This is a genomic window from Sphingomonas sp. GW821-FHT10C01, assembly GCF_059415525.1.
The window spans coordinates 236,067-248,557 of record NZ_JBWKNK010000004.1; the positions used below are offsets into that span (position 1 = coordinate 236,067).

General features: G+C 65.8%; 16 protein-coding genes. 6 read left to right on the plus strand and 10 right to left on the minus strand.

Going from position 1 to position 12,491, the window contains the following annotated elements; translation table 11 throughout:
• The first annotated feature begins 41 nt into the window (after positions 1–41).
• Positions 42–488, plus strand: coding sequence for a hypothetical protein (locus AC07M1_RS16860; protein ID WP_495163784.1), 447 nt, complete (start codon positions 42–44; stop codon positions 486–488).
• Here AC07M1_RS16860 and AC07M1_RS16865 read toward each other — a convergent pair.
• A complete protein-coding gene (locus tag AC07M1_RS16865) occupies positions 485–1,156 on the minus strand; it encodes a DUF2490 domain-containing protein (protein ID WP_495163785.1) in 672 nt (223 codons plus the stop codon). The genes AC07M1_RS16860 and AC07M1_RS16865 overlap by 4 nt on opposite strands.
• Positions 1,157–1,271: 115 nt before the next feature.
• Here AC07M1_RS16865 and fsa point away from each other — a divergent pair, with 115 nt between their 5' ends.
• Entirely contained in the window at positions 1,272–1,925 is a 654-nt protein-coding gene (fsa, locus tag AC07M1_RS16870) for a fructose-6-phosphate aldolase (protein ID WP_495163786.1), read from the plus strand.
• A 63-nt stretch (positions 1,926–1,988) separates the two neighbouring features.
• Here fsa and AC07M1_RS16875 read toward each other — a convergent pair whose 3' ends face one another.
• From AC07M1_RS16875 to AC07M1_RS16885, 3 genes are all read right to left on the minus strand, one after another.
• The gene (locus AC07M1_RS16875) at positions 1,989–2,192 is read right to left on the minus strand and encodes a helix-turn-helix transcriptional regulator (protein WP_495163787.1); all 204 of its coding nucleotides are present in this window, start codon (positions 2,190–2,192) and stop codon (positions 1,989–1,991) included.
• Positions 2,189–2,605 (minus strand): hypothetical protein, encoded by a 417-nt coding sequence (locus AC07M1_RS16880; protein WP_495163788.1) that lies wholly within the window; start codon positions 2,603–2,605, stop codon positions 2,189–2,191. Before AC07M1_RS16880 ends, AC07M1_RS16875 begins: the two co-directional genes overlap by 4 nt.
• A 67-nt stretch (positions 2,606–2,672) precedes the next feature.
• Positions 2,673–4,070, minus strand: a complete 1,398-nt coding sequence (locus tag AC07M1_RS16885) for a UDP-N-acetylmuramate--L-alanine ligase (RefSeq protein WP_495163789.1) — start codon at positions 4,068–4,070, stop codon at positions 2,673–2,675.
• A 166-nt stretch (positions 4,071–4,236) separates the two neighbouring features.
• Between AC07M1_RS16885 and AC07M1_RS16890 the strand changes: the two genes are divergently transcribed.
• A complete protein-coding gene (locus AC07M1_RS16890) occupies positions 4,237–5,052 on the plus strand; it encodes an LD-carboxypeptidase (RefSeq protein ID WP_495163790.1) in 816 nt (271 codons plus the stop codon).
• A gap of 149 nt (positions 5,053–5,201) precedes the next feature.
• On the opposite strand, the gene AC07M1_RS16895 is transcribed toward AC07M1_RS16890, so the two are convergent.
• The 3 genes from AC07M1_RS16895 to AC07M1_RS16905 form a co-directional block, all read right to left on the minus strand.
• Positions 5,202–6,005, minus strand: coding sequence for a Coq4 family protein (locus AC07M1_RS16895; RefSeq protein ID WP_495163791.1), 804 nt, complete (start codon positions 6,003–6,005; stop codon positions 5,202–5,204).
• A 65-nt stretch (positions 6,006–6,070) separates the two neighbouring features.
• The gene (gene dnaN, locus AC07M1_RS16900; protein WP_495163792.1) at positions 6,071–7,174 is read right to left on the minus strand and encodes a DNA polymerase III subunit beta; all 1,104 of its coding nucleotides are present in this window, start codon (positions 7,172–7,174) and stop codon (positions 6,071–6,073) included.
• Between the two features lie 193 nt (positions 7,175–7,367).
• On the minus strand, positions 7,368–7,964 hold the full coding sequence (locus AC07M1_RS16905) for an outer membrane beta-barrel protein (RefSeq protein WP_495163793.1): 597 nt from the start codon (positions 7,962–7,964) through the stop codon (positions 7,368–7,370).
• 175 nt (positions 7,965–8,139) lie between these two features.
• Between AC07M1_RS16905 and AC07M1_RS16910 the strand changes: the two genes are divergently transcribed.
• A complete protein-coding gene (locus AC07M1_RS16910; protein WP_495163794.1) occupies positions 8,140–8,769 on the plus strand; it encodes a histidine phosphatase family protein in 630 nt (209 codons plus the stop codon).
• Positions 8,766–9,233: a hypothetical protein gene (locus tag AC07M1_RS16915; RefSeq protein ID WP_495163795.1), complete on the plus strand. Its 468-nt coding sequence runs from the start codon at positions 8,766–8,768 to the stop codon at positions 9,231–9,233. Before AC07M1_RS16910 ends, AC07M1_RS16915 begins: the two co-directional genes overlap by 4 nt.
• Positions 9,234–9,261: 28 nt before the next feature.
• Here AC07M1_RS16915 and AC07M1_RS16920 read toward each other — a convergent pair whose 3' ends face one another.
• Positions 9,262–9,624 carry a DUF4168 domain-containing protein gene (locus tag AC07M1_RS16920; protein ID WP_495163796.1) on the minus strand — a complete coding sequence of 121 codons (363 nt, stop codon included), beginning with the start codon at positions 9,622–9,624 and terminating at the stop codon, positions 9,262–9,264.
• 139 nt (positions 9,625–9,763) lie between these two features.
• On the opposite strand from AC07M1_RS16920, the gene rlmN reads away from it, so the two are divergent.
• Positions 9,764–10,981 (plus strand): dual-specificity RNA methyltransferase RlmN, encoded by a 1,218-nt coding sequence (gene rlmN / locus AC07M1_RS16925; protein WP_495163903.1) that lies wholly within the window; start codon positions 9,764–9,766, stop codon positions 10,979–10,981.
• Here rlmN and AC07M1_RS16930 read toward each other — a convergent pair whose 3' ends face one another.
• Together AC07M1_RS16930 and AC07M1_RS16935 are read right to left on the minus strand one after the other, a co-directional pair.
• Positions 10,982–11,590, minus strand: a complete 609-nt coding sequence (locus tag AC07M1_RS16930; RefSeq protein WP_495163797.1) for a class I SAM-dependent methyltransferase — start codon at positions 11,588–11,590, stop codon at positions 10,982–10,984. It abuts the gene before it with no gap.
• A gap of 18 nt (positions 11,591–11,608) precedes the next feature.
• Positions 11,609–12,442 carry a PhzF family phenazine biosynthesis protein gene (locus tag AC07M1_RS16935; RefSeq protein WP_495163798.1) on the minus strand — a complete coding sequence of 278 codons (834 nt, stop codon included), beginning with the start codon at positions 12,440–12,442 and terminating at the stop codon, positions 11,609–11,611.
• Positions 12,443–12,491 lie beyond the last annotated feature (49 nt).

Below are 12,491 nucleotides of genomic sequence, written 5' to 3' on the forward strand. Positions count from 1 at the left end.
GGTAGGAAAGCGCTATCGAACGACGCGAAGGAGACTCGCCGATGCTGTTCGCTGCCCTGCTGCTGCTTCAGGCCGCGCCCGCCGCACCGCAATGCCCCGCCGCCGATGTGGCGATGCCCACCAATCTTTCCGGTTGGGGGGTGCCCGGCGTCGAGTTCGGGGTGAACAAGGCGGTGACGGTACAGGCGGGCGATCTCGCGAAGCTGAAGGATGTTCCGGCGGGCACCCGGCCGGGCGGCGCGGTGATGATCGGGTTCAAGGTCGAAAGGGCCGGGCGCTATGGCGTCGCGCTCGACCAGCGCGGCTGGATCGACGTGGTGCCGGGCGCGTCGGGTGGCGAAGCACTCAAATCGGTGGTCCATGGCCACGGGCCGCAATGCTCGACGATCCGCAAGATCGTGCGCTTCGACCTTCAGCCGGGAACGTATCGCCTCTACCTGACCGGGCTCGACAAGCCGGCCGCCAAGACGATGCTGGTTGCGGACTAGAGGCTGAGGCCGACCGTCACCGCCAGCGCATGATCCATCGTGTCACGGCTGTTGCCACGCGCGAAGCGGTATTGATTGAGATAGCCGCCCTCGATCGACAGCAGCTTGCTCGCCTTCCAGCTGACGCCGACCATGTTGCGCATCCGGTCATAGCCGGCCTTTTCTCCCCAGTCGGTATCGTTGAGCACGATCAGGCTTTCGTGGCTGCCGACCAGGCTGAAATCGCTCTTTCCAAGGGGGAGGGCCGCCTTGATCTGGGGGCGCAGGCGATAGCCGGTATCGTCGCCGTCCGAGCGCGAACGATGCTCAAGCCGCAGGCGGCCCGACAGCTTGAACGGTCCGGCGTTTCCGGCAAGGCCGAGCTGGACGCGAAACCGGTCTTCGGTTCGCGTCACCCGTCCGCGCGAATAATTGACCACGCGGACATAAGCGCCGCCGATCGAAACGCCCTTTGCCACTTCCTGCGCCAGACCGCCGGCGAGTTCGATTTCGTACAGGCCGCCCGAATCATCGCTGAACCGGTTGATCGATTCGAATTCGATGTCGGTGGGGTCGGAGACCGCGATCTTGGCGGAGCCGGTGACCCACAATTCGCTGTCATGGTCCTGCGCCATTGCGGCAGCGGGCAGAAGCAGCAACGGGAAAGCACAAATCAGAAGGCGTGACATCAGTGCATCCAGGCTATGCGGTGACCGCCTTCCAGTGATAGAGGGCAGCGCGATCGGGCGCGCGACTAGCACGCCGTCACACGACTGTCACATATTTGAACAGAAGGCCGCCGCCATGAAGTTTTTTGCCGATACCGCCGATACCAACGACATTCGCGAGCTGGCGGAGGCGGGGCTGCTCGACGGCGTCACCACCAACCCCTCGCTGATCCACAAGGCCGGCCGCAACTTCCTCGAAGTGGTCGCGGAGATCTGCCAGATCGTCGACGGTCCCGTCTCGGCTGAGGTTGTCGCGCTGGATCATGAGGGCATGATGCGCGAAGCCGAAATCGTGCGGAAGATCGCCGACAATGTCGCGGTCAAGGTGCCGCTGACCATCGACGGCCTCAAGACCTGCAAGGCGCTGACCGATGACGGCACGATGGTCAATGTCACCCTCTGCTTCTCCGCGAACCAGGCGCTGCTCGCGGCCAAGGCGGGCGCGACCTTCGTCTCGCCCTTCGTCGGCCGCCACGACGATATCGGCTTCGACGGCATGGAACTGATCAGCGATATCCGCCTGATCTATGACAATTACGACTTCGGGACCGAGATCCTCGTCGCATCGGTGCGTCATCCCATCCACATCCTGGAGTCCGCCAAGCTCGGCGCCGACGTGATGACCGCGCCGCCAGCGGTGATCCGTCAGCTGGTCAAGCACCCGCTGACCGACAAGGGCATCGAAGGCTTCCTCGCCGACTGGGCAAAGACCGGTCAGACCATCGGCTGAACGCGAAAAAGAAGGCCATCCCGGCTATATGCCGGGATGGCCTATCCTGCGGGCCATTAGGGGTTAGCCCGCAGTGGAGGGGTTTTCGAACACATCCTCGATCCGCAGACCGAACAGGTCGGCGATCTTGAAGGCGAGTGGCAGTGAAGGATCGTAGCGTCCGGTCTCGATCGCGTTGACGCTCTGGCGCGAGACCTCGAGCCGCTCGGCAAGGTCCTGCTGACTCCATTCACGCTCGGCGCGCAACACGCGCAGACGGTTCTTCATGCCGCGTCGGCCGTACGGCGACAGTCGCGGATCGCCATCCAGCACTGCGTGACGCTCCACAGAACGCACCAGGCGGGGAATGCCCAGAGCAGATCGACGGCACTGATCAGGTTCCTCTGCTGGAGAAACCCGAGGCCGGTCGAAAGCGTGAGCAGAATGCCGATGCTGACGAGCATCGCGACCGCCTGACGCTTCCGCACATATTCGTCGGTTTCCTCGACGAGATACAGTCCGACGACGATCAAGGAGGCTGCGATGCCGATCGCGGGCAGGATCGACAGGGCGACCAGTCCGATCGGGGACGGGTTGAGGCCCTTCGCCACCCAGGAGGCGCAGGTGATCAGCAGGCCATAGACAAGCGTCGCGCCCATGAAGCGCCACAGGAAACGCACCGATGCAGAGGAGATTTCCATGTCAAGCTTCCTTTCTAACTAGACAAGGAAACTTTACGTCAATGACGCTTTACATGTCAAGGATGCTTTACCTGTCTCGCAACCGCGCGACCATTTCCCGTGCGAGGAGGCTGAGCGTGTCGTCGCGCGCGCCCATGATGACGATGCGGTCGCCCGGTCGTGCCTCGGCCACGAGGTGCGCGGCGGCGGCGGCACGGTCGGGGATATGGCGCGCGTCGCGGCCCGATGCGGCGATGTCGGCGATAATGTCCGCGCTCGTCACTTCGCGGTTGACGGTACCGCCCTGGTAAACAGGATCGGGCAGGACGAGCTGATCGCCGGGGGCGAGCTTGTTCACGAACATTTCGACCAGTTCGCGCCGCATCACCTTGAGCGGGCCATAGCCATGTGGCTGGAACAGCGCGAGGACTCGGCCGGGAAAGGCGTGGAGCGTGTCGAGCGTGGCGGCGATCTTGTCGGGGTTGTGCCCGAAATCGTCGATCACCGCGATACCGTTCGCCTCGCCCACCAGCTCGAAGCGGCGGCGCAGACCGGTGAAGCCTTCGATCGCCCGCGCCGCGTCGGGCAGCGCGATACCCGCCGCGACGCTTGCGCCGATCGCTGCGAGCGCGTTGGCGATATTGTGGCGGCCTGGTACGGCGAGGCGAACCGGCACGGTGCTACCCGTCGTCACGAGATCGAAGCGGACCGCGAACGCCTCGAGCGCAAGGTTGCGCGCCGACAGGTCGGCATCGCCCTCGACCGCGAAGGTCACCGTGCGACTTCGGTCGAGCGCCATCGCGAGCGCGGCGCTTTCCGCGTCGCCGACATTGACGATGGTCGTGCGTGCCTTGGCCGCGAAATCGCCGAACAGCGAGCGCAGTTCCTCGAGCGACTTGTGGTCGAGGCTGACATTGTTGAGCACAGCTACGTGCGGCGTATAGAGCGCGATCGACCCGTCGCTCTCATCCACCTCGCTGACATAGAAACCGTCGCTCCCGACCAGCGCGCTGGCGAAGGGCGCGTCGGGACGGACGAAGTTCTTCATCACCGCGCCGTTCATCACCGTGGGATCGCGGCCCAAAGCGTGCAGGATCCATGCGATCATGCCGGTGACGGTCGATTTGCCGCTGGTGCCTGCAACACCGATCGAGGTGCCGGCGGCGTTGAACAGCGCGGCGTTGAGTTCCGCGCGGGTCATGCGCGGGCAGCCAAGTTCGGTGGCGCGAACCATGTCGGGGACACTGTCCTCGACCGCCGCGGAGGCGATCACCATCTGATCGGGTGAGGTTATACCACTGCCGTCCTGCGGGAACAGGTCGATGCCAAGCGCGCGTAAGGCGTCGAACTTGGCGGGCAGGCGCCCGGAATCGAGGCTGCGGTCCGAACCGGCGACCTTCGCGCCTTGCCCGGCCAGGATCATCGCGAGCGGCATCATGCCGCTGCCGCCGATCCCGACGAAAAAACAGGATTTGCCGTGTTGCATCGTGGCGGGCTATCGCCGGTTCGCGCGCGGGGAGCAAGGCACTCCCACCCCGTTCGCCCTGAGCTTGTCGAAGGGCTGTTCTTCTTGTCCGATGGGAAGAACGAGCAGGGCTTCGACAACCCCGGATCTGGTTCGGGGCCTGGCGGGTGAGTGCAAGGGGTAAGGCATGCGGATCGGCGTCGTCGCACCGGCGAGAACAGTTAGCGAAGAATCTGCGGTGCGGATGAAGGCGTTCATGGCGCTGACCTGGCCGAAGCACGAGATCGTGTTCCACCCGCAATGCTTCGTCACCGAGGGGCATTTCGCCGGACCGGACGATTATCGTGCTGCGGCGTTCCTGGAATTCGCCAACGATCCCGCGTTCGATGCGATCTGGTTCGCGCGCGGCGGCTATGGCTCGAACCGCATCCTCCACAGCGCGATGCCGCAGCTTGGCCCGGCGGCGCGCCACAAGACCTATATCGGCTATTCCGACATGGGGTTCATGCTCGGTGCGCTCTATGCCCGGCGGATCGGACGGCAGGCCCATGGATCGATGGCGAGCGCGATGGGCCGCGACGACAAGGGCGTGGATGCGGGCTGGGTGCTTGGCTGGCTGATCGACGGCGATCGTCGGGGGCTGGAGCCGACGCTGGACGGGCGCCCGGCGGCGGCGTTCAACCTCGCGATCCTGACGGCGATGATCGGCACGCCATGGCTGCCCGACCTCACCGATCATGTCCTGCACATCGAGGAAGTGGGCGAGCCGATGTACCGGATCGACCGGATGCTGTTCCAGATGGCGCATTCCACCCAGCTTCAGGGAATCGCGGGCGTGCGGCTGGGCGCGGTGACCGACGTCGTCGACAATGACGTACCGTTCGGCGAATCGATCGAGCAGATGATCGTCCGCTGGTGCCGGGAGATGGGCGTGCCCTATCTCGGCCGTTCGGGCATCGGGCACATCGCGTTGAACCGCGTCGTGCCGTTCGGGGTGACTTAACGCCCGATCGACGTTTGGCCTGTGCTGGCTGCCGTCATCCCCGCGCAGGCGGGGATCCACTGCAGCTGGCGTTCCGGCTCTATCCGACAGGGCGGCCAGAATGGATTCCCGCCTGCGCGGGAATGACGGTCAAAGAAAGTGTATTCGGGTCAGAGGCCGATCAGCCCCATTTCGCGAAGTTCGGCCTGTGCCTGGCGGTAGATTTGCGGATCCGCGATCCCCAGCCGCTGGCGCGCGGCATCGAGCGGTTCGTACATCAGCGCCTCATAATCCTCGCCCGACAGCCATTTGGCGCGCTTGCCGTGACGGCGGCCCTCGAGCACGGCCTTGGCAAAGGTCGTCTTGCCGGTGATCTTGAGGCTCTTGAGGGCCGCGCCGCCGCCGATGAACGCCCAACCGAGACCGCCGGTCTGCGCATAGGAGAAGGCGACAAGGCACGCCTCGCCCAGCGGCTCGTCGGCCTGATAGCCGGTCAGGATGTGCCAGATATCGTGGATGTCCCGCTCGCGGCGGCCGAACCAGGCGTGCGGATGCTGAACATTGCGCTCAACCTCGGCATCGGCATAGCTGACGTCCGCCAGCCCCTGCGCTGAATAGCCGGTGCGGTCGAGGAAGGCGCGATAGGCGCCGCCGACGCTGCCTTCGGGCAGCGAATCGATCCAGGCGCGATCGGAGAATCGCTCGGACAACTCGATCCGCTGATAGGCAAGGCGACCGCCGTGCGGGGTCGTGAGCAGCTTGCGGTAATTCTTCGCCGCCGTGTCGCCGTTGAGCGCACGCATGATGCGGAAGACCTGAACCGTATCATCCGCATTGCCGAGCAGCTTGAGCAGCGCACGCAGCGCCGTACCCCATTCGCGCCTGCGCGGCTGGCTCCAGTCGATCGCTTGCGCGGTCGACTGGGGAAGGGGCGCCTGCGTGGCGGGCGGCTGCATCTGCGCTTGCGTGGCCATGATCGCTTATCCTTACTGACAAGCGTGTTAATAAGCCATTATCGCGCGCTGTTCAAGACCCCGGGTCAGACCCGCATCGGCATCAAGACGTACAGGGCGGGCGACTTGTCGTTTTCGCGAATCAGCGTCGGCGCGGCGGCATCGGCCAGGTGCACTTCGACCAGATCGCCCTCGACCTGCCCCAGGATGTCCATCAGGTAGCGCGAGTTGAAGCCGATCTCGAACGGCTGGGCGGCATAGTCGCCGGGCACGTCTTCGGCGGCAGTGCCGTTGTCCGGACTGGTGACCGACAGGGTGATGCGGTCACGATCCAGCGCCATCTTCACCGCCCGGGTCTTTTCGGTCGCGATGGTCGAGACGCGGTCGACGCCTTCCATGAAGCTCTTGGGATCGATCTTCAGGATCTTGTCGTTGCCGGTGGGAATCACGCGGCTGTAGTCGGGGAAGGTGCCGTCGATCAGCTTCGAGGTGAGGATCGCGGCGCCCAGGTCGAAGCGAATCTTCGAACCCGACAGCGACACGCCGACCGATCCGTCGACTTCGTCAAGCAGCTTGCGCAGCTCAGCGACGCATTTGCGCGGCACGATCACGTCGGGCATCGATTCGGCGCCGTCCGGGCGCGCCACGGTAACGCGGGCGAGGCGGTGACCGTCGGTCGCCGCGGCCTTCAGCGTGTCGTCGGCGACGTGCAGGAAGATGCCGTTCAGGTAGTAGCGGGTCTCTTCGGTCGAGATCGCGAAGCGGGTCTTGTCGATGATCTGCTTGAGAATCTCGGCTGACAGTTCGAACACCGTCGGCAGCTCGCCCTCGGCGATCACCGGGAAATCGTCACGCGGCAACGTGCCCAGCTCGAACTTGGCGCGGCCGGCGTTGATCTTGATCTTGCCTTCGGCGGCGGTCAGCTCGACCTGCGACCCCTCGGGCAGCTTGCGCGCGATGTCGAACAGCGTGTGCGCGGAGACGGTGGTGGCGCCGGCCTGATCGACCGCGGCGGGCACGGTCTCGTCGATCTGCAGGTCGAGATCGGTCGCCATCAGGCGCAGCGAACCCTCGGCCGAAGCCTCGATCAGCACGTTGGACAGGATCGGAATCGTGTTGCGACGCTCCACCACGGACTGAACGTGGCTCAGGCCCTTCAACAACGTTGCGCGTTCGATCGTCGCTTTCATGTGTATTCAAACCCCCGGGGCGGCGGCCCCTAAAGACAACAGGCTGCCAGACGGCGCACGGATTGCCGTCGGAAGGTCGAGATATCCTTAACGTGAAAAAGGGCCGGAGCAAGCGCCCCGGCCCTTCGTATCGCATGATTCTGGCATCATCTGTGGATGATGCCGAGTCGTGCCCGTTTCTAAGGCATTCGCCTTAGAAACGGATGCCGACGCCCGCGACCACCTGATGACGGTCGATGTCGATGTCGTAGCCGTCGATCTTGCCGTAGTTCGAGTAGCGATACTCGCCCTTCAGATACATGTTGTTCGACAGCTTGAACTCGGCACCGGCACCGACGCGGAAGCCTTCCATGTCCTCATGGATCTCGGTCTTGGTGTTGCCGGTCTCATAGGTCGTCTCGACGCGGGCGTTGGTGTAGCCGCCCTTCGCGTAGAGCAGGGTCGTCGGGGTGATCGCGACACCGGCGCGCGCGCCGACATAGATGTCACGGCCCAGATCGGCGCGGAAGCGGTCGCCGGCGACCAGCAGATTGTTGGTGCGCGTGCCGACGCCCGAACCGGTCAGTTCGGCTTCGGCGCCGATCACCGCGCCGCCCAGCTGGACGTCATAGCCGATCGCACCGCCATAGGTGACGCCGTCCTTCGATGCGCCGTCGCCGTCGGTGCCGTCCTTGGCGGCGTCATAGCCGACCAGCGCCTCGACGCGGGGACCGGTGAAGGTCGCGTCCTGGGCCAGGGCCGGGGCCGCCATCGCGCTCGTGGCCAGTACGGCCAGAACCAGTTTACGCATAAAAACTCCTGTACAAATACACCCCCGCTTGGGCGGGAGCCGTCTAAATGCGCCAAATCATGCTGCGTTGCATGAACCCTGCATAAACGCGGAAAACCGTTGCTTTTTGGCCACAGCGCGCCCTAGCTTCGCTTGGTGCAACGCAGGCGCAGCATGGGCTGGGGAGAGCGGACTAATGGCAAGGTTGGGCCGCGACTTCATCGCCCGGCATGGCGAGACGGTGTTCAACGCCGCGGGTCGGCTTCAGGGCGAGCATCCGCACACCCCGCTGACCCGTGCGGGTTTCGCGCAGGCGGACGAAATGGGTCGGGCACTGCGTGTCATTCTGGGCGTGGAGCCCAAACTCACCCTATGGGCCTCGAACACCGGACGCGCGCTTCAGACGCTGGCGGTGATCGCTGAGCACCTGGAACTCGACTGGCATGGCGCGCGGCAGGATCCGCGGCTGGCCGAGATCGGCATGGGCGCATGGGGCGGGCGCTATTATGCCGAGCTGGCGTTTGAGTATGGCGAGATCGTCGCGCCGGGCGGACTGCTCCGCGTTGCGCCGGAAGGAGAAGATTATCATCAGATCGCCGAGCGTGTCGGAGGCTGGCTTGCCGATACCGATGACGATCCCGGCGACCGGCTGGTGATTATGCATGGAATATCGAGCCGCGTGCTGCGCGGGATCATGACCGGGCAGGAGGTGCATCCTGATTTCGAAGCGCCCGTCGCGCAGGTGCTGCCGCAGGGATCGGTGGTGATGATCGAAGGCGGCGTCGAAACCGTGATCCACACCGGCACCGGGCACGCGCCGGCATGATCGCGGCGGCCATTATGCTGATCGCGGCGCTCCAGGGACAGGGCCGCGAATCGCTCGGCGTGTTCGACAGCTGGGGCGCATTTCGCGATTCGGCGCCACAGCGCTGCTATGCGATCAGCCAGCCACCGCAGGGCGCCGGACGGGGCGCGTTCGCCAGCGTCGCCAGCTGGCCGCGTGCGGGCGCGCGCAATCAGATCCATATCCGCCTGAGTCGTCCGCGCGATCCGCGTGCCAAGGTCACGCTGGCGGTAGGCGAGCGGCGGTTCGAGCTGATGGCCGGGCCAAGCGACGCCTGGGCGCCCGATCCGCGTACCGATGCGGCGATCGTCGCGGCGATCCGGTCGAGCCGGAGCATGAGCGTCGAAAGTCTGGCGAGTGGCGGCGGCGCCTTCGCGGATGTCTATGCCCTGAAGGGCGCAGCCACCGCGATCGACGCCGCCGCCATGGGCTGCGCGCGGCGCTAGGCCTGTCCGCACAACCCGGGGGGGACGATTACTGGGTCGGCGAAGCCTGCTGCTCGGCCACGATCGCGGCCTGAACCTTCTGCTGAAGCACCGGATCGGCCTGCGATGCCTGCGCGATCTCATTGAACCGAGCCGCGGCAAGCCCGCTGCCCGTCACGGCATCGGCCATCTTCTTCTGCTTGTCGGCGGCCGGAACCGCAGCGTCCTTGTTCACCTTGTCGACCGCGAGTGCGGCCTTGGCGAACTGCTTGAGTTCGGCGTCGCTCACGGTCGCCGGTGCGGCGGTCGCGGCCTGGGGTGCCGATGCGGCGGGCGCCGCGGTGTCCTGAGCCAGCGCGGGCGTGGTGATAAGGGTGGCGCCGGCCAGCATCAGGGCGTGACGGAATTTCATGTCAAACTCTCCAACAACAAATTCGGGTTGCCTCGGTCGAATGCTTCCAGCGCGATCCGGTTGCCGCAATCGTGCTTCGACACGGCGAGCCGTGGGCGGGGTGAGGCGGGGAGTGGATTTCGCCGCCCATTTCGCCTATATGCGCGCCATGCAGACAGCTCCGGCCGCCCTCATGCCCATCCCCGGGCACATCGATCCCGTGCCGGTTCCCCGGGCATTGAAGCCACGCGCCGATGGCAGAATCGACCTGCTCGGCCTGTCCAAGCATGATTTGCGCATGGCGCTTGAGACGTCGCAGCTCGAGCCGAAACAGGCCAAGCTGCGCGCCAAGCAGCTGTGGCACTGGATCTATAATCGCGGTGTCACCGACTTCAGCCTGATGACCGACATCTCGAAGTCGATGCAGCCCTGGCTGGCGCAGCGCTTCGTGATCTCGCGCCCGGAAGTGATCGAGGCGCAGGTCTCGACCGACGGCACGCGCAAATGGCTGCTCCGTTCGGACGACGGCCAGGATTACGAGATGGTGTTCATCCCCGACGCCGATCGCGGAACCCTGTGCGTGTCCAGCCAGGTCGGCTGCACGCTCAACTGCCGCTTCTGCCATACCGGCACGATGCGCCTGGTCCGCAACCTTGAGCCGGGTGAGATCGTCGGGCAGGTGATGTTGGCCCGCGACGCGCTCGGCGAATGGCCGAGCCAACCCGACGGCCGCATGCTCACCAACATCGTGATGATGGGCATGGGCGAGCCGCTCTACAATTTCGACAATGTCCGCGACGGTCTCAAGATCGTGATGGACGGTGACGGCCTGGCGTTGAGCAAGCGCCGCATTACGCTCTCGACCAGCGGCGTGGTGCCGATGATGGAGCGCGCGGGTGAGGAGATCGGGGTCAACCTCGCGGTTTCGCTCCACGCGGTGACCAAGGAAGTGCGCGACGAGATCGTGCCGCTCAACCGCAAGTTCGGCATCGAGGAATTGCTGCAAGCCTGCGCCGACTATCCCGGCGCCAACAACGCGCGCCGCATCACGTTCGAATATGTGATGCTCAAGGACAAGAACGACAGCGACGAGGACGCGCGCGAGCTGGTCCGGCTGATCAAGAAGTACAAGCTGCCCGCCAAGGTGAACCTGATCCCGTTCAACCCCTGGCCCGGCGCGCCGTACGAATGCTCGACGCCCGAGCGTATCCGCGCGTTCCAGGAGATCGTGTTCGGCGCGGGCATCTCGGCGCCCGCCCGCACCCCGCGCGGCCGCGATATCGACGCGGCATGCGGCCAGCTCAAGACGGCGAGCGAGAAGAAGTCGCGCGCCGAGCTGGACCGGCTGGCCGAAGAGAAGCAGGCCGCGCTGGGCTGATTAGCCTGCGGTTCTAGTGAGAGCCAACCAGGTCCAGTGGACGCCGGCCGCCCGGCTGAGCGGATGCACCGCCGGCGCTTCCGCCTGACGGATCAGCTCGAAACCCGCCGTGCGGGCGAGATCGATCGCCTCGTCAGGCGGTGCCGGATAGCTGTGGGGTCCGAGCTCGCCCGGCTCGTGGCGCAGCGACAGGATCAGCGTGGCACCCTGCGCCGCGATCCGGGTCAGGCTCTGAACCGTCCGCGCGCGGTCTGCGGTGTCGAGATGGTGCCAGACGGCGCACAGCACGATCAGGTCGAACGGTCCGCGTTGCGCCACTCCGGCCAGCTCGGGTAGCCGGTCGTCGAGCCATTCGACCTGGTCGCCGTGCAGCGCCGTCCCGGCCTCGCGGAACTCGCGCACCGGCTCAACCGCCAGCACGCGATGCCCCTTCGCCGCGAACCACGCCGCATCGCGACCGGTGCCAGCGGCGATGTCCACTACCCGGGCGGGCGAGTCCGGAAGCAGATCCAGCACCGTGGCATAAATTTGTTCCGGCGATAGCGCGTCATAGCCCGCGATCAGATCGGGGGTTGCCCGTGCGGCATAGTCGGTGATCGCGTCGCCCACCCGGCTTCTCCCTAGACTCTATAGAGTCGCGCCCGCCGCGATCGTATCGGTGCGGCCGGCGATCCAGACCTGTCCCTGATCGTCGACGCTGCAATGGACACGACCGTCGGCGCCGGTGCAACGGCCTTGCGCTGCGACATAGCTCCCCTTGGCTAGGCCGTCCGCAAACAGATGCTGCGCGACCGCGGCGTTGAGGCTGCCGGTGACGGGATCCTCGACCAGCTTGCCCGCCGGATCGGTGAAGAAGGCGCGGATCTCCCAATCCGCGCCGCTGCCTGGCGCGGCGGGCGCGACCAGGGCGATATCGGTGCCCGCCGGCGCGCGCGGTTGGGGCTGCACGGCAAGCACCTCTTCCGCCGTGCTCAGCCGCAGCATCCGCCATTGCGGGCCGTTATGAGCATGGCGGGCGTCGATGATCGCATCGACCGGCACATTGGCGAGGGCGGCGGTGTCGGCACGTTCGGCATCGGTGAGCGGGGCGCCGTTGATCAGCGGCGGGGCACGGAACGCCAGCCGCTCGCCGTCGCGCCGCACTTCGACCAGGCCGACGCCGCATTCCTGCGCGATGCGGTCGGGGTTCTTCGGCACGCCGCCCGCGGCGAGCCAGGCGTGGCAGGTGCCGAGCGTGGGGTGTCCGGCAAAGGGCAGCTCGCCCGCCGGATAGAAGATGCGCACGCGATAGTCGGCGGCGGGATCCGTGGGCGGCAGGAGGAAGGTCGTCTCGGAGAAGCCGAGCCAGCGGGTGAGTGACTGCATCGCCGCCGTGCTCATGCCCTCCGCGCCATGCACCACCGCGAGCGGATTGCCGCGCAGCGCCCGCGCCCCGAACACGTCGACCAGATCCAGCTTCATCACTTCCACCCTGCCTCTATTTGTTGGCCCCGGACTTGTGGTGCCGGAC

Bases quoted from the DNA above. Each gene is read 5' to 3' on its own strand.
- AC07M1_RS16860 (WP_495163784.1), top strand. From the start codon at position 42: ATGCTGTTCGCTGCCCTGCTGCTGCTTCAGGCCGCGCCCGCCGCACCG.
- rlmN (WP_495163903.1), top strand. From the start codon at position 9,764: ATGCGCGCCATGCAGACAGCTCCGGCCGCCCTCATGCCCATCCCCGGG.
- fsa (WP_495163786.1), top strand. From the start codon at position 1,272: ATGAAGTTTTTTGCCGATACCGCCGATACCAACGACATTCGCGAGCTG.
- dnaN (WP_495163792.1), bottom strand. From the start codon at position 7,174: ATGAAAGCGACGATCGAACGCGCAACGTTGTTGAAGGGCCTGAGCCAC.
- AC07M1_RS16895 (WP_495163791.1), bottom strand. From the start codon at position 6,005: ATGGCCACGCAAGCGCAGATGCAGCCGCCCGCCACGCAGGCGCCCCTT.
- AC07M1_RS16865 (WP_495163785.1), bottom strand. From the start codon at position 1,156: ATGTCACGCCTTCTGATTTGTGCTTTCCCGTTGCTGCTTCTGCCCGCT.
- AC07M1_RS16890 (WP_495163790.1), top strand. From the start codon at position 4,237: ATGCGGATCGGCGTCGTCGCACCGGCGAGAACAGTTAGCGAAGAATCT.
- AC07M1_RS16885 (WP_495163789.1), bottom strand. From the start codon at position 4,070: ATGCAACACGGCAAATCCTGTTTTTTCGTCGGGATCGGCGGCAGCGGC.
- AC07M1_RS16905 (WP_495163793.1), bottom strand. From the start codon at position 7,964: ATGCGTAAACTGGTTCTGGCCGTACTGGCCACGAGCGCGATGGCGGCC.
- AC07M1_RS16910 (WP_495163794.1), top strand. From the start codon at position 8,140: ATGGCAAGGTTGGGCCGCGACTTCATCGCCCGGCATGGCGAGACGGTG.
- AC07M1_RS16875 (WP_495163787.1), bottom strand. From the start codon at position 2,192: ATGAAGAACCGTCTGCGCGTGTTGCGCGCCGAGCGTGAATGGAGTCAG.
- AC07M1_RS16920 (WP_495163796.1), bottom strand. From the start codon at position 9,624: ATGAAATTCCGTCACGCCCTGATGCTGGCCGGCGCCACCCTTATCACC.
- AC07M1_RS16935 (WP_495163798.1), bottom strand. From the start codon at position 12,442: ATGAAGCTGGATCTGGTCGACGTGTTCGGGGCGCGGGCGCTGCGCGGC.
- AC07M1_RS16915 (WP_495163795.1), top strand. From the start codon at position 8,766: ATGATCGCGGCGGCCATTATGCTGATCGCGGCGCTCCAGGGACAGGGC.
- AC07M1_RS16880 (WP_495163788.1), bottom strand. From the start codon at position 2,605: ATGGAAATCTCCTCTGCATCGGTGCGTTTCCTGTGGCGCTTCATGGGC.